General features: G+C 67.0%; 13 protein-coding genes. 10 read left to right on the forward strand and 3 right to left on the reverse strand.

What is annotated here, in order from left to right:
- Positions 1-25: 25 nt before the first annotated feature.
- From AB0N75_RS07700 to AB0N75_RS07710, 3 genes are all read left to right on the forward strand, one after another.
- A complete protein-coding gene (locus tag AB0N75_RS07700) occupies positions 26-1,336 on the forward strand; it encodes a hemolysin family protein (protein WP_364647478.1) in 1,311 nt (436 codons plus the stop codon).
- A 23-nt stretch (positions 1,337-1,359) separates the two neighbouring features.
- A complete protein-coding gene (era, locus tag AB0N75_RS07705) occupies positions 1,360-2,307 on the forward strand; it encodes a GTPase Era (protein ID WP_364647898.1) in 948 nt (315 codons plus the stop codon).
- Between the two features lie 259 nt (positions 2,308-2,566).
- A complete protein-coding gene (locus AB0N75_RS07710; RefSeq protein WP_364647480.1) occupies positions 2,567-4,147 on the forward strand; it encodes an LCP family protein in 1,581 nt (526 codons plus the stop codon).
- A 4-nt stretch (positions 4,148-4,151) separates the two neighbouring features.
- Here the strand turns inward: AB0N75_RS07710 and AB0N75_RS07715 are convergent, their stop codons facing one another.
- Positions 4,152-6,092 carry a M13-type metalloendopeptidase gene (locus AB0N75_RS07715; protein WP_364647483.1) on the reverse strand — a complete coding sequence of 647 codons (1,941 nt, stop codon included), beginning with the start codon at positions 6,090-6,092 and terminating at the stop codon, positions 4,152-4,154.
- A 211-nt stretch (positions 6,093-6,303) separates the two neighbouring features.
- Here AB0N75_RS07715 and leuA point away from each other — a divergent pair, with 211 nt between their 5' ends.
- The 3 genes from leuA to AB0N75_RS07730 all read left to right on the forward strand — a co-directional run bounded on the left by leuA (position 6,304) and on the right by AB0N75_RS07730 (position 9,683).
- Positions 6,304-8,058: a 2-isopropylmalate synthase gene (leuA, locus tag AB0N75_RS07720; protein WP_364647486.1), complete on the forward strand. Its 1,755-nt coding sequence runs from the start codon at positions 6,304-6,306 to the stop codon at positions 8,056-8,058.
- 75 nt (positions 8,059-8,133) lie between these two features.
- A complete protein-coding gene (gene recO / locus AB0N75_RS07725) occupies positions 8,134-8,886 on the forward strand; it encodes a DNA repair protein RecO (protein WP_364647489.1) in 753 nt (250 codons plus the stop codon).
- Positions 8,883-9,683 (forward strand): isoprenyl transferase, encoded by an 801-nt coding sequence (locus AB0N75_RS07730; protein WP_364647492.1) that lies wholly within the window; start codon positions 8,883-8,885, stop codon positions 9,681-9,683. Before recO ends, AB0N75_RS07730 begins: the two co-directional genes overlap by 4 nt.
- Positions 9,684-9,697: 14 nt before the next feature.
- Here AB0N75_RS07730 and AB0N75_RS07735 read toward each other — a convergent pair whose 3' ends face one another.
- Positions 9,698-10,711 carry an alpha/beta hydrolase gene (locus AB0N75_RS07735; protein ID WP_364647495.1) on the reverse strand — a complete coding sequence of 338 codons (1,014 nt, stop codon included), beginning with the start codon at positions 10,709-10,711 and terminating at the stop codon, positions 9,698-9,700.
- Between the two features lie 100 nt (positions 10,712-10,811).
- Here AB0N75_RS07735 and AB0N75_RS07740 point away from each other — a divergent pair, with 100 nt between their 5' ends.
- On the forward strand, positions 10,812-11,879 hold the full coding sequence (locus AB0N75_RS07740; RefSeq protein ID WP_364647498.1) for a quinone-dependent dihydroorotate dehydrogenase: 1,068 nt from the start codon (positions 10,812-10,814) through the stop codon (positions 11,877-11,879).
- Between the two features lie 75 nt (positions 11,880-11,954).
- Here AB0N75_RS07740 and AB0N75_RS07745 read toward each other — a convergent pair whose 3' ends face one another.
- Positions 11,955-12,536 (reverse strand): DUF3043 domain-containing protein, encoded by a 582-nt coding sequence (locus tag AB0N75_RS07745; RefSeq protein WP_364647501.1) that lies wholly within the window; start codon positions 12,534-12,536, stop codon positions 11,955-11,957.
- Positions 12,537-12,647: 111 nt separating this feature from the next.
- Here AB0N75_RS07745 and AB0N75_RS07750 point away from each other — a divergent pair, with 111 nt between their 5' ends.
- From AB0N75_RS07750 to coxB, 3 genes are all read left to right on the forward strand, one after another.
- Positions 12,648-14,027 carry a dipeptidase gene (locus AB0N75_RS07750; protein WP_364647504.1) on the forward strand — a complete coding sequence of 460 codons (1,380 nt, stop codon included), beginning with the start codon at positions 12,648-12,650 and terminating at the stop codon, positions 14,025-14,027.
- Between the two features lie 139 nt (positions 14,028-14,166).
- The gene (locus AB0N75_RS07755; RefSeq protein WP_364647507.1) at positions 14,167-14,553 is read left to right on the forward strand and encodes an iron-sulfur cluster assembly accessory protein; all 387 of its coding nucleotides are present in this window, start codon (positions 14,167-14,169) and stop codon (positions 14,551-14,553) included.
- Positions 14,554-14,726: 173 nt separating this feature from the next.
- Entirely contained in the window at positions 14,727-15,572 is an 846-nt protein-coding gene (gene coxB, locus AB0N75_RS07760) for a cytochrome c oxidase subunit II (RefSeq protein ID WP_364647510.1), read from the forward strand.
- Positions 15,573-15,589: the final 17 nt, after the last annotated feature.

The following is a 15,589-nucleotide window of genomic DNA, read 5'->3' on the forward strand; positions in this document are numbered from 1 at the left end:
GCCGATGCTCTGGATACTTGCCGGCATGACGCTGGCTTTCATACTGGTCGCCGCCGCGCTCACCGCCGCCGAGGCAGCCTTCACCTACCTGCCGCGCCACGACGCCGAACATTTGCTGCGTTCCGGCCGCAGCCGCAGCCTGCGCGTGATCCTGGCCTCGCCGGCGGCCCACATGCACGCGCTGCGTTTCTGGCGCGTCTGGTTCGAGATGGCCGCCGCGGTAGCCATCGCGCTGCTGTTCCACGATCTGCTCGACAACATCTGGCTGGCCGGGCTGCTGGCTACCGTCACCATGGCCGGCGTCGGGTTCGTGCTGGTCGGGGTTTCGCCGCGGCAGCTGGGTCGGATGCATGCCAGTGCCGTCGTCCTCTCCACCGCCCTGCTGGTTCGGCTGCTCTGCGCGGTGCTGGGTCCGGTGCCGCAGTGGCTGGTCCGCCTCGGCAGTGCGGTGGCACCCAACGCGCCCCGTGCCGACGCTGCCTTCTTCACCGAAGAGGAGTTCCGGGAACTGGTGGACCGGGCCAATGAATCGGACATGATCGAGGACACGGAAGCGGAACTGATCCACTCCGTCTTCGAGTTGGGCGACACCAAGGTCAGGGCGGTGATGGTGCCGCGCACGGACATGCTCAGCATCGACTCCGGCTCCACGCTGCAGGAAGCCATGACGCTGTTCCTGCAGTCCGGTTACTCGCGCATCCCGGTGATCATGGATACCGCGGACCAGGTCCGCGGCATCCTCTACCTGAAAGACGTTGCCGCCAGAATCCATGGCCGGGCCGACCACGGCGCCGGCATGCTGGTGGACCAGATCTGCCGCGAAGTCCGCTACGTCCCGGAGTCCAAGGCGGTGGGGGAGCTGCTGCAGGAGATGCAGCGCGAGTCCACCCACGTGGCCATTGTGATCGACGAGTACGGCGGGACCGCCGGACTGGTCACCTTGGAAGACCTGATTGAAGAGATCGTCGGCGAGATCGTTGACGAGTACGACACCGAACGGCCCGAGATCGAGGCGCTGCCGGAGGGACGGTTCCGGGTCAGCGCCCGCACCAGCATCGACGACGTCGGCGAGCTGTTCGGCCTGGAATTGGACGATGAAGAGGTGGACACCGTCGGCGGGCTGCTGGCCAAGAGCCTCGGCCGGGTGCCCATCGTGGGCAGCGAAGTCCTGCTCGGGGGCCTGCACCTGCGCGCCGAACGGCTGGAGGGGCGGCGCAACCGCGTCAGCCACGTCCTGGCTTGGTATGACGCGCCGGCCCGGACGCAGTCCACTCACGACGACGGCGCTGCCGCCAACGATGCCGCGCGCCTGCCCGGGACAGAGAGGGAACGATGACAGAGAACACCCCTGATAAGGCGATGGCGATGCCGTCCAGCGGCTGGCCGGAGGACTATCGCGCGGGGTTCGTCTCGCTGGTAGGCCGGCCCAATGCGGGCAAGTCCACGCTGACCAACGCCTTGGTCGGGCAGAAGGTGGCCATCACCTCCGCCAAGCCGCAGACCACCCGGCATACGATCCGTGGCATTGTGCACCGGCCGGATGCCCAGCTGGTGCTGGTGGACACTCCCGGACTGCACCGGCCGCGGACCCTGCTGGGCCAGCGCCTGAATGACCTGGTGGCCGATACGCTCTCGGAAGTGGACGCGATCGGTTTCTGCTTGCCGGCCAATGAGAAGATTGGCCCCGGCGACCGGTTCATCGCCAACCAATTGGCGGGCTTGAACCGCAAGCCCGTGGTGGCGTTGGTCACCAAGACCGACCTGGTGGACAAGCAGGCGCTGGCCGAACAACTGTTGTCGGTGGCCGCTCTCGGCACGGAAGTCTTCGGCGCCGACGGTTTCGCGGCCATCGTGCCGGTGTCCGCCGCCAAGGGCGATCAGGTCCAGACCGTCGCCGACGTCCTGGTCCAGCAGATGCCGCTCTCGCCACCGCTGTATCCGGACGGCGAACTCACCGATGAGCCGGAGGCCGTGATGGTGGCTGAACTCATTCGGGAGGCAGCGCTGGAGGGCGTGCGCGACGAGTTGCCGCACTCGCTGGCCGTAGTGGTGGAGGAGATCGTTCCCCGCGAAGGGCGCAGTGCGGACAATCCGCTGCTGGATGTCCGGGTCAACCTGTTCGTGGAACGTCCGTCGCAGAAGGCCATCATCATCGGCAAGGGCGGTGCCAGGCTGCGCGACGTCGGCACCCGGGCGCGCCACGGGATTGAGGGCCTGCTCGGCACCAGGGTCTATCTGGACCTGCACGTGAAGATCGCCAAGGACTGGCAGCGCGACCCCAAGCAGTTGGTGCGGCTGGGCTTCTAGGCCGGGGTACAAACCGGGAACTTTCCCCAGCTTCAGGCCGTACAATACTTAGCGGCCTGCGTTCGGTCAGCCCGATCGCGCATCAATCGTTTCAACCGTTTAGAGGGGAAAGCCAGTGGTTCATCGCGGCAGCTCCAGTGATGATCCGCAGGCTCCGGCCGGCTCACATCCGCAGGCCCGGGCCGGTTCCCGTCCGCAGACCCCTGCCGGTTCAGGCCCGCAGCGGCGCGGACCGTCGCGCCGTTCCACCCCGCGCCACATGGGCCGCGGCCCCCGTTTGCTCTGGCTGAAGATCGTGTCGGGCGTGCTGGCCCTGGCTCTGGCAGCCGGGGTCGGCGTCGTCGTGTTCAAAATTGTTGGCCTGCGCGACAGCATCACCACGTCGCCGCTGAACCTGAGCACCGATGGCCCGGGGCTGCCGGTGGACCTGAGCCGGGATCCCGTGCAGATCCTCATCCTGGGCACGGACACACGGGACGGCACCGACGGCAAGTACGGCTCGAGCGACTCGTCCGCGGGCTGGGGCCAATCGGACGTGATGATGCTGCTGAACATGTCGGCGGACCGCAAACGCGTCACCGTGGTCAGCCTGCCCCGCGACCTGCTCACCGCCATCCCCAGCTGCACCGATCCGGAGAACGGGCAGGTCTATCCGGAACAGCAGTCAGCCCAGCTCAATGCCGCCCTCAGCTACGGCGGACCGGGCTGCACCGTCGCGGCAGTGAACGAGATGACCGGCCTGGAGATCGACCACTTTATGATGGCCGATTTCAACGCGGTCAAGGAACTCTCCACCGTTATCGGCGGCGTGGACGTCTGCGTCAACGAACCGATCAACGACAGTTACTCGAAACTGAAGTTGCCGGCGGGCGTGAGCTCGGTGCAGGGCGAACAAGCGCTGGCCTTCCTGCGCACCCGCCACTCCTTCGGCGACGGCGGGGACCGCGGCCGGATCAGGGCGCAGCAGAGCTTCCTGGCCTCGATGGCCCGCAAGATCCAGTCCGAGGGAACCTTGACCAATGTGCCCCGCCTGTATTCCATCGCCGAGGCCGTGGTCAGCAACCTGACCGTGGACGACGGACTGGCGGAGATTCCCCGGCTGCTGGCCCTGGCGGACCGGGTCAAGACCGTCGACCTCAGCAAGGTCGCCTTCGTGTCGCTGCCCACCCAGACCTCACCGGTGGACGGAAACCGCCTGGTGCTGGACGAGGAACCGGCCCAGGAGCTGTTCCGGATCCTGCGCGAGGACGGCGATGTGACCGCCCCGGAGGTCAATACCGCCGGATCGTCCGACGCCAAGTCCACCGACAAGGCCGGCGAGGGCTCTACCGCCGATGCGGGCGACGGGGCTTCCGCGCCCGCGACCGACGACGGCGGGGCGGCCGACGGCGGTGGGGCGGCCGACGGCGGCGCTGACGCAGGCGCGACCACGCCGGGCAACGAACCCTCCGCCGGCCAGGATGGGCCCGCCTTCGATCCGGCCGTGCAGCCCGTCCAGGTGGTCAATGCCTCCGGCGCGGCGGACCGCGGCGAGGAACTGAGCCAGCAGCTGCACGCGCTGGGCTACCTGTTGGCTGCCCCGGTGGCCGGTGATGCAGAACGGACCACGACCCAGATTTACTACTCTGCCGGCTTTGAAGAGGTGGCTCGGTCCTTGGCCAAGGAACTCAACGTTGCGCAGGCCAACGTGCTGGTCTCCGGCGACTACTACGGAGTGGCGCTTTCGGTGGGCAAGGACTTCACCAGCGGTAAGCAGCTGGCGAAGACCGGCGGTGTGGCGGGCGGCTTCAAGGGCCAGACTGCCGATCAGGTGACCTGCCAGCAGTCCGGCGCCTTCTAGCCGGCTACCAGATCCGGACCCGCTCCTCGGGCTTCAGCCAGAGCCCGTCCCCTTCGGCGGTGCCGAAGGCGTCGTGGAAGGCATCCAGGTTGCGCACCACCTGGTTGCAACGGAATTCGTTCGGTGAGTGCGGGTCGATCGCCAGCCGGCGCACCGCTTCCTCGGAGCGGATCTTCTGCCGCCAGCATTCGGCCCAGGAGTAGAAGAACCGCTCGCTGCCGGTCAGCCCGTCGACCACCGGAGCCTCCCCGCCCTGCAGGCTCAACTGGTAGGCGCGGTAGGCGATGGCCAGCCCGCCGAGGTCGCCGATGTTCTCGCCCAGTGTGAGTTCGCCGTTGACCGTGCTGCCGGGGGCCTCGGCCGGACTAAGCGCGGCGTACTGGGCCACCAGTCGGCCGGTCAGCCCCTCGAAGGCGGCCCGGTCTTCGTCCGACCACCAGTTCCGCAGTGCGCCGGTGCCGTCATACTGCGAGCCCTTGTCGTCGAAGCCGTGGCCGATCTCGTGGCCGATGACCGCTCCGATGGCGCCGTAGTTGGCGGCGGCATCGGCGTCCGCGTCGAAGAAGGGCGGTTGCAGGATGGCGGCCGGGAAGACGATTTCGTTCATGGTGGGCATGTAGTAGGCGTTGACTGTCTGCGGGGTCATGTGCCACTCGGCCTCGTCGATGGGGCCGTCCAGTTTGGCCAGATTCCGGCGGACCTCGAAGTCATTGGAGGCCTGCACGTTGGCCCAGACGTCGTCCGCAGGGGCGAAGCTGGAATAGTCGATCCACTTCTCCGGGTAGCCGATCTTGGTCCGGAAGCCCGCCAGCTTTTCCAGTGCCTTCTCGATCGTGGCCTGGGTCATCCACGGCAGGTCGGAGATGCTTTCTTTGTAGGCAGCGAGCAGGTTGGTGACCAGTTCCTCCATCCGTGCCTTGTGCGTGGGAGGGAAATGCCGGGCCACGTATTCCTGCCCGATGGCCTCGCCGAGGGCACCTTCGACCAGCGCCACCCCGCGCTTCCACCGCTCTTTCAACTCCGGGGTTCCGCTCAGGGTGCGGCCGTAGAAGCCGAAGTGGGTCTGGACCGCTTCATCGTGCAGGTAAGGCGCCGCCGTCGTCAGCAGTTGGAGCCGCAGCCATGCCTGCCAGCCCTCCAGCGGCTCGCTCTCGAGCAGTCCGTCCAGCGTAAGCAGGAAGTCCGGCTGGCACACCACCAGGTCGGCGGCGCCGGCCGCTTCCGGCCCCAGCGCCGCCAGCCATTCCGGCATCCAGCCGGCCACGGCCGCCACCTGCTCGGCGGTGCGCAGGTTGTAGGTCTGCTGCGGGTCGCGGCAGGAGACCTTGTCCAGGTGGCCGGCCGCCAGCTTGTGCTCCAGATCCAGCGCCGCGTCGGCCTGGGCCGGATCGAATCCGGCCAGTTCCAGCATCTTCGCGGCGTAGCCGCGGTAGGCCTCCCGGACGGGAGCGAATTCGTCTTCCCGGTAGTATGCCTCGTCCGGCAGGCCCAGCCCCGCTTGGTAGAGGTAGATCGCGTAGCGGGTGGGGTCGCCGGCGTCGTTGTTGACAAAGAAGGCCAGCGGATAGGCCGCGCCGCTGCGGCTGAAGGCGCCGATGATCTCGCGCAGGCCGTCCCGGTCGGAGATTTTCCCGATCGCGGCGAATTGCTCCGCCAGCGGGGAGAAGCCCTTGGCTTCGACAGTTTCGGTGTCCATGAACCCGGCATAGAGCACGCCGATCTTCCCGGCTGAACTGGCCGGGTCGGGGTGCTGGGCGGCGTCCTCGATGATGGCGTGCACGGCCTCTTCGGAGGCATCGCGCAGGGCGGTGAAGGAGCCCTCCAGCGCCCGGTCGTCCGGGATGGCAGTCTCCGCGAGCCACGTGCCGTTCACGTGTCGGAAGAGGTCGTCCTGCGGGCGGACGGCCGGGTCGACGTTGGACAATACGATTCCGGAGCGGCTCATATGGCGCCTCATTTCATAGTTGCGTCAGGGTTTCCCTCACATCCTACGCACCGTGCTAGTGTGAAATTGTGCGCGCAGGAATGCTCCTTCTTAGCTGCCGCGGCGAGGCCACGCGAACTTCTGTTTGACAGGCCGAACCCTCGCTGCGGAGTTTGTGTTGCCCGGCCAAAATTCTTCAATTAGCACTCATGAGAAAAGGCCACACACCAAAATGCGAAACGCACAAAAGCCCTCCGGAATGCCCATCCATAAGTACATTCCGTTCCAGGACCAGATCACCGTAGAACTGCCCGACCGCACCTGGCCGGACAAAGTGATGACCAAAGCCCCGCGCTGGTGCGCAGTGGACCTGCGTGACGGCAACCAGGCGCTGATCGACCCGATGAGCCCCGAACGCAAGCACAAGATGTTCGACCTGCTGGTGGGGATGGGCTTCAAGGAGATCGAGGTCGGGTTCCCCTCTGCCTCGCAGACCGACTTCGACTTTGTCCGCCAGCTGATCGAAGGCGACCGGATCCCCGACGACGTGACCATTCAGGTGCTGACGCAGTCCCGCGAACACCTGATTGAGCGCACCTACGAGTCGATTGCCGGCGCCGGCCGGGCCATCGTCCACCTGTACAACTCCACTTCCGTCCTGCAGCGCCGCGTGGTGTTCCGCGAAGACCAGGACGGCATCGTGGACATCGCGCTGCAGGGGGCCCAGCTTTGCCGCAAGTATGAAGAGGGGCTGAAGGGCACCGAGATCACCTACGAGTACTCGCCCGAGTCCTACACCGGGACCGAGCTGGAATTCGCCGCCCGCATCTGCAACGCCGTCACCGACGTCTTCGAAATCTCGGCGGACCGGAACGTGATCCTGAACCTGCCGGCCACGGTGGAGATGGCCACCCCGAATGTCTACGCCGACTCGATCGAGTGGATGTCGCGGAACCTGTCCAACCGTGAGCACGTGATCCTCTCGCTGCACCCGCACAACGACCGCGGGACCGGCGTGGCCGCGGCGGAACTGGGCTACCTGGCCGGCGCCGACCGGATCGAGGGGTGCCTGTTCGGCAACGGCGAGCGGACCGGCAACGTGGACCTGGTGACGCTGGGGCTGAACATGTTCAGCCAGGGCATTGACCCGATGATCGACTTCTCCAACATCGACGAAGTCCGCCGCACGGTTGAATACTGCAACCAGTTGCCGGTGCCGGAGCGGTCCCCGTACGGCGGAGATCTGGTCTTCACCGCCTTCTCCGGTTCGCACCAGGACGCCATCAAGAAGGGCTTCGAGGCGATGGACGCCGACGCAGCCCAACAGGGCAAGACGGTGGACGAGCTGGTCTGGGCGGTGCCGTACCTGCCGGTGGATCCCAAGGACCTGGGCCGCAGCTACGAAGCGGTGATCAGGGTCAACTCGCAGTCCGGCAAGGGCGGCGTGGCCTACCTGCTCAAGCACGAGCACAAGCTGGACCTGCCGCGCCGCGCGCAGATCGAATTCTCCGGCGTCATCCAGCGCCGCACGGAAACCGTGGGCGGCGAAGTCAGCCCGGCGCAGCTGTGGGAGGTCTTTAACGACGAGTACCTGCCGACCCCCGAGAACACCTGGGGCCACTACACGCTCGGCTCGGTGAAGACCGACAGCGCCGAAGACGGCACCTTCCAGCTGACCGCCACCATGGGCGTGGACGGGGTGCAAAGCCGCCGCACGGCCGAGGGCAACGGGCCGATCGCCGCGCTGCTGGAAATCTTCCGCCAGGACGGCGTTGACGTACGGGTACTGGACTACACCGAGCATGCGCTGTCCGAGGGCGGCAACGCCCGGGCGGCCGCCTACGTCGAGTGCGCCGTGGGCGAGCGGGTGCTGTGGGGCGTGGGTATCGACACCAACACCACCATGTCCTCGCTTAAGGCCGTGGTGTCAGCGGTGAACCGCGCCATCCGCGACGAAACCGCCAAGCAGAGCGTCGCCTCGGTCTAGCCCACCGAAAGAGTCCTTGCGGGCCTTCCTGCCGTACCGCGGCGGGGAGGCCCGCTTTAGTGGGAGAATGGAACGGTGTCCAACAGATCCTTCGCCTCCCATACCTACCGGGACCAGGGCGTCATCCTGCGGACCCACAAACTCGGCGAGGCCGACCGGATCATCACCCTGCTCACCAAGCAGCACGGCCAGATCCGGGCGGTTGCCAAAGGCGTACGCCGCACCAGCAGCAAATTCGGCGCGGTGCTGGAACCGTTTATGGTGGCGGACCTGCAGCTGGTTTCCGGCCGCAGCCTCGACATCGTCACGCAGGCGCAGATGGTGGGTCCCTATGGCCGCGACATCGCGGCCGACTACACCAAATACACCTCCGCCGCCGCAATCTGCGAGACGGCTGAAAAACTCACCGACGTCGACGGCGAGTCCGCCAACGCGCAGTACGGGCTGGTCATCGGCGCGCTCTCCGCGCTCAGCCGCAGCGTTCACGCGCCGGAGCTGATCCTTGATTCCTACCTGCTGCGCGCGCTGGCGACCGCTGGCTGGGCCCCGAGCTTCGACCAGTGCGCCCGCTGCGGCGAACCGGGACCGCACACCGCCTTCAACGCGCCGCTGGGCGGTGCGGTGTGCCACGACTGCCGGCCACCGGGATCCGCGTCGCCGGCACCGCAGACCATGCAGTTGCTCGCCGCCCTGCTCTCCGCGGACTGGCCGGCCGCGGATGCCTCGGCCACCGGACCCCGGCGAGAAGCCGCCGGGCTGGTGGCCAGTTATCTGCAGTGGCACCTGGAGCGAACCCTGAAATCCCTCAAGCACGTGGAGCGAGTGTGACCCCAACTTCCCGGAAACCACAGCAGCCTTGGCCGCACCCGTCCGGAGCCCTGCCGCCCGCCCTGCCGCCGGCGCTGGTTCCGGATCACGTGGCCATTGTGATGGACGGCAACGGCCGCTGGGCCAACCAGCGCGGCCTGCCCCGGACCGAAGGCCACCGGGCCGGCGAAGCGGCGCTGCTGGACGTGATGGCCGGCGCCATCGAGATCGGGGTCAAACACGTCAGCGTGTACGCCTTTTCCACCGAGAACTGGAAGCGGTCGCCGGACGAGGTGCGTTTCCTGATGGGCTTCAGCCGGGACGTCCTGCGCCGCCAGCGCGACCAGCTGGACGCCTGGGGCGTGCGCATCCGCTGGTCCGGGCGCCGGCCCCGGCTGTGGAAGTCGGTGGTCAACGAACTGGAGGTGGCCGAGCGCCAGACGGCGGGCAACTCCACCTGCACGCTGACCATGTGCGTGAACTACGGCGGCCGGGCGGAAATCGCCGACGCCGCCGCCGCCATCGCCGCGGACGTTGCGGCCGGCAGGTTGCGGGCGTCGTCGGTCTCGGAAAAGACCGTGCAGCGCTACCTTGACGAGCCGGACCTGCCGGACGTCGACTTGTTCCTGCGCACCTCGGGGGAACAGCGCTTCTCCAACTTCATGCTCTGGCAGTCGGCGTATGCCGAGATGGTGTTCATGGATACGCTGTGGCCGGATGTGGACCGGCGCACGCTGTGGGAAGCCATCGATATCTATGCCCGCCGCGACCGCCGCTATGGGGGAGCGGTGGACGCCGCGGCCGCGGGCGGCGCCTAGGCCGGTAACGGCGCCTAGGCTGGTTGCGGCGGACGGGCGGGGTGTTCGGTCATCCCGCCCTGGAGCATGTAGGCCTGCGCCCAGCGCTGCAGCCGTGCATAGGCGTCCTGGCGGACGTCGGCCCGTGAGAGGAACACATCGTGCAGGGCATCCTGCACCTGCTCGATGGTCACGCTGCGGCCCAGCCGCACCGCCCGCTCGGTCATGGTGCGGATGTCCAGCACCACGTCGGTGTTCTTCATGTCCTCGTGCCAGACCGGCCCGTTCATGCTGCGCGTCGAAGACAACACCAGCACCGGGATCTCCAGGTTGAGGCCCTTGGCGACCTTCGCCTGCCCGTCCCAGATGGCGCTGAGCCAGCCGGCGCGCACCGGGAAGGACTCCGGCGGGCGCAGCTTGGGGTCCAGATCCCATTCACCCTCGGCCGTTCGGCTGATGCTGCGGTAATAGAAGCCGCGTACCGGAAGCCTGATCTCGGCCTCGGGCTTCAGCCTGGACAGCGGCTCCAGCACGGCGCCCGCGGCGCGGCGGACCAAGGCGCTGCCGTGCATTTCCAGCCACGGGCTGTTCAGCACCAGCGCGCGCAGCCGGCCGGGATGCTCGGCCGCCCACAAGGACGCCACCAGCCCGCCGGTCGAGTGTCCCATCAGCGTGATGTTCGTCTCCGCACTGCCGTTTTCCTCGCGGATCAGGTCCAGCGCCAGGGAGATCTCGTCGTCGTACTGGCGCAGATCGGTCACGTAGCCCGCAGGCTCGCCCTCCTGCAGGCTGCGGCCATGGTGGTGCAGGTCCAGCGCGTAGAAGGCCACACCCTGCCGGTGCCAGAATCCGGCCAGTTCGGTGTTGAAGAAATAGTCGCTCCAACCGTGCACATACAGGACGGAGTGGCCGCCGGGGGAGCGCCGTGGGGACTGAGGCAGATAGCGGATCAGCGTGGCCCGCTGCGCCGCGCCATCGACGGCCGGCACCTGCAGGACCGTGGACTCGAACTCCGCACCGAGCATGTCTTCCTGCCAGTCGGCTGCCATCGCCAGGGTGGTCCTTCCTCTCGCCGGGATCGCTGACCCCATGCTAACGCCTAAGGCGACACGGTTTGGTGCGGCGGCCTGCACACGGAAAACTAGGACCATGCGCCTGTACCCAGCCTTCTTCCGCGCCGCGTTCTCCTGGATGGACGCCGAGCGCGCACACCGAATTGGTTTCCAGCTCATCCGTGCCGCGCACCGCTGCGGAGCCGGGGCAGTGCTCCGGCGCCTGACCCGTCCGCATCAGTCGCTGGCCACCCAGGCCCTGGGCCTGAGCTTCCCGTCGCCGTTCGGCCTGGCCGCCGGCTTCGACAAGGAAGGCCACGGCATCGAGGCCCTGGCCGACCTGGGCTTTGGTGCGGTGGAGATCGGCACCATCACCGGCAGCGCGCAGCCGGGCAATGCCCAGCCGCGGCTGTTCCGGCTGATCGAAGACCGCGCGGTGATCAACCGGATGGGATTCAACAACGACGGCGCGGCGGCCGTCGCACCGCGGATCGCCGCCGCCCGGCGCGGCCTCGCCGCCCGCTACGGTGCCCAGCGGCCGGTCATCGGCATCAACATTGGCAAGACCAAGGTGGTGGAACTGGACGACGCCACCGAGGACTACCTGAAGAGCACCCGGTTGCTGGCCTCGTCGGCGGATTATCTGGTGGTCAACGTGTCCTCGCCGAACACGCCGGGCCTGCGGCTGCTGCAGAGCGTGGACACGCTGCGGCCGCTGCTGCAGGCGGTGGGCGAGACGGCCGATTCGGTGGCGGGGCGGCATGTGCCGCTGCTGGTCAAGATTGCCCCCGACCTGAGCGACGAAGACATCGACGACGTCGCCCGGCTGGCGCAGGAGCTGCGTCTGGACGGCATCATCGCGACCAACACGACAATTTCCCGTGACGGTCTGGCATCGGACTCGGCCAAGGTTGCCGCGTGCGGCGGCGGAGGGCTATCCGGCGCGCCCCTGAAGCAGCGGTCGCTTGAGGTGCTGCGCCGGCTGCGCACCGCCGTCGGACATGATGTGGTGCTGGTGTCCGTGGGCGGCGTGGAGACGGCCGGCGACGTGCAGCAACGGCTGGATGCCGGGGCCACGCTGGTGCAGGGCTACACGGCGTTCCTGTACGAGGGGCCGTTCTGGGCCAGCCGGATCAACCGCGGCTTGGCGAAGCGTCGGCGCTGAACTTGCCGCGGGCATGCAAAAGGGTCGGGAGCAGCAGTGCTCCCGACCCTTTGACGCGGTGCCCTCCGCGGAGAATCAGCTGGGGTATTGGCCGCGCTTGACCTGCGGCTTCGGCAGGCGCATCCGGCGCAGCTGCAGGCCGCGCATCACGCCGTACCAGACAGCACCGCGTTCCACCTCGCCGAACTTGGCGGTCAGGCGCTTCTTGAGCTGCCGTCCCAGGATGATGGCGTCGACGGCCACCAGGCCCAGCAGCACCCAGAAGCCCACCAGGATAAAGGCCTGGACATTGAGGTCGCGGACAAAGCTGAGGATCACGAAGATCAGCGCGAAGACAATCAGGAATTCGCCCAGCACCCAGCGGGCATCTACGAAGTCCCGGACAAAGCGCTTCTGCGGGCCCTTGTCGCGGAACGGCAGGTAGCGCTCATCGCCGGTGTTCATCGCCTCGCGCATCTTCAGCCGCTGGTCCGCCTGGGCAACGCGGTTCGCGTCGCGCGCTGCCTTCCGGTCATTAGGGACCAGCGGGCGCTTGCGCGCGGCCTCCTGGTCCTTGCGCCGGGGCGTGGGCGCGCCCTTGCCGTCCCGGGGCTGCGCCGCAGGGGCCTGGTCGATGGTTTCTTGGGGCGTAGGAGCCTCTTTTTTACGTCCGAACACCAGTCAAGAATACCGGACCGCCCGCGCGTATCAGCCAGTATCGAAGCACCGGCACGGCGGCCGCCCCGCGGGCATCGGTGTGACCGCAATCCGGGCGGTAGGGTGGCGGCTATGACCAATGTAAACGTTGAAAAACTTGCCGCCGCGGTGGACTCCGGCATGGGGTACACCATTTCCTCGCTGGAGCAGCTGGTCTCCATCCCGGGGGTCGCCTGGGCGGCCTTCGATCAGCAAGATCTGGTCCGCAGTGCCGATGCCGTGGCCGGCTTGGTCCGCGAGCTGGGGCTGGAGGACGTACAGATCCTCAGCGTGCCGAATGGCGAGTCTGCTGGCGGCCCTGCCGTTGTGGCCCGCCGGCCGGCGGCTGCCGGCAAGCCGACCGTGCTGCTGTATGCGCACCACGACGTGCAGCCCCCCGGGGATCCGGCGCTCTGGAAGACGGAACCGTTCAAGGCCACGGAGATCGACGGCCGCCTGTACGGCCGCGGCGCCGCCGATGACAAGGCCGGGATCATGGTCCATCTGGCCTCGCTGCGGGCGCTGCTGGAGGTACTTGGCGACGACTTCGGCGTCGGCGTCACCTTCTTCTTCGAGGGGGAGGAAGAGGCCGGTTCGCCGACCTTCCGTACCTTCCTCGAGACCCACCGCGAACTGCTGCGCGCCGACGCGATCATTGTTGCCGATTCCAGCAACTGGAAGGTCGGCGTGCCGGCCCTGACCACCAGTCTGCGCGGCCTGGTGGACGGCACTGTTGAGCTGCGGGTGCTGGATCACGCCGTCCACTCCGGCATGTTCGGCGGTCCGCTGTTGGATGCGCCCACCCTGCTCGCCCGGCTGATCGCCACCTTCCACGACGACGGCGGCGCTGTCGCCATTGATGGTCTTATCTCGGCTCCCGCCGCGTCGGTGGACTATCCGGAAGAGGATTTCCGGCGAGACTCGTCGGTGCTGGATTCGGTGCAGTTGGCGGGCACCGGCAGCATCGCCGACCGGTTGTGGAACAAGCCGGCCATGTCAGTGATCGGCATTGACGCGCCCAGCGTGGAGCTGGCCTCGAACACCTTGATTCCGTCGGCCAGGGCCAAGATCAGCCTGCGGCTGGCGCCCGGCCAGGACCCCGACCGGGCGATGGAGGCGGTGGCCGCCCATGTGGCCTCCCACGCACCGTTCGGGGCCGAGACCACCTTCGTGCCGGGGGAGCGGGGCCAGGCCTTCGCCACCGACACCACCGCCCCCGCGGCCCGGTCCGCGCTGTGGGCGCTGGAACAGGCTTGGGGCACGCAGCCGGTGGAGGCGGGCATGGGCGGGTCCATCCCGTTCATCGCCGACCTCACGGAGGTCTACCCGCAGGCACAGATCCTGATCACCGGTGTGGAAGACCCCGATTCGCGGGCGCATTCGGCCAACGAGTCGCTGCATCTGGGCGACTTCCGCAATGCAGTCCTGGCACAGGCGCTGCTGCTGGCCCGAGTGAACGAAGAGGGCATCTGAGACGGCGTCAGGAGGGCCCCGGCGACCGGCTAAGTTATCCCATTTTGGGCGACGCGACGTACGATGGAACGGTAGCCCGACGCACCACTGAGTAATAGCAGCAGGTCACCGGACGGCCCGTCACAGATAAGGAAGTGCAATGAGCGCAACGACCAACTCATCCGCCCCGATCGCGGCACCCGAATCGGCAGAACTGCCCACGCACGAAGTGGCTCTGACCGATGTGGCAGCCGGAAAGGTGCGCAGTCTTTTGGAACAGGAAGGCCGCACCGACCTGCGCCTGCGGGTTGCGGTCCAGCCGGGCGGCTGCTCCGGCCTGATCTACCAGCTGTACTTCGACGAGCGGATGCTCGACGGTGACGCAGTCCGTGATTTCGACGGCGTTGAGGTGGTCGTGGACAAGATGAGCGTCCCTTATCTCTCCGGCGCCTCGATTGACTTCGAGGACACCATCTCCAAGCAGGGATTCACCATCGACAATCCAAACGCCGGTGGTTCGTGCGCCTGTGGAGACTCGTTCCACTAACAGCTGGCGGGGCATTCCCCGGCCGCAGGACGGCCGACGCACGGGGGAGCCTGTCACATGAAAGTCATGTGTGCGGGTAAGCTCTACAGTGAGTAGTAAAACTGGATATGAGGCCAGGGCTTTGCTCTGCCATGGCCCCATCACTTGCACGAAACAAAGAGGAAGGGCCGTCTGTGAGTTCGCAGGTTCGAACCGGCAGTCGACGCGCCAGAATTGCCAAGGCCACGGGTCTGGGTACAGTCGGGGCGTTGTTGTTGACGGGATGTTCAGAAGAAGTCCGCATGGGCTGGTTGCCCACACAGCGGGACGTTACCAACCACACTCCCGAAATCATCGATTTGTGGGTGAACGGATGGATCGCCGCGTTGGCTGTTGGTGTCCTGACCTGGGGCTTGCTCCTCTGGTGCATCATCGCCTACCGCCGGCGCAAGGGCGAGACCGGCTACCCCCGCCAGCTCAGCTACAACCTGCCGCTCGAAATCTTCTACACGGCGGTCCCGATCGTCATGGTCCTGGTCTTCTTCTACTTCACGGACAAGACCACGACCAACATCACCGCCCGGACCGACAACCCCGACGTCGTCGTCGACGTGCGCGGTAAGCAGTGGGCCTGGGACTTCAACTACGTCAAGCAGGACAAGTACTTTGCCGGCGTGCAGGCCCACCTGACCGGTGAGACCGGCGTTCCGGAGACCCTGCCGACGCTTTACCTGCCGGTAAACCAGAGCGTGGAGCTGCAGATCAACTCCCGCGACGTCATCCACTCGTTCTGGGTTCCCGCCTTCCTGCAGAAGGTGGACATGATCCCTGGCAAGACCAACCACCTGAGCTTCACCCCGACCCGTGAGGGCATCTACGACGGCAAGTGTGCCGAGCTTTGCGGTGAATTCCACTCCGAAATGCTCTTCCGCGTCGCTGTGGTCTCCGAGGCTGAGTTTGAGGCGCAGATGGCGCGGCTCAAGGACGGCCAGATCGGCGAAGAGTACGACCGCAACCCCTACGCTGAAGCGTCGAAGTAAAGGAGCGAGGGCCACAA

This window comes from Arthrobacter sp. NPDC089319 (assembly GCF_040684925.1).
Lineage (GTDB): Bacteria > Actinomycetota > Actinomycetes > Actinomycetales > Micrococcaceae > Crystallibacter.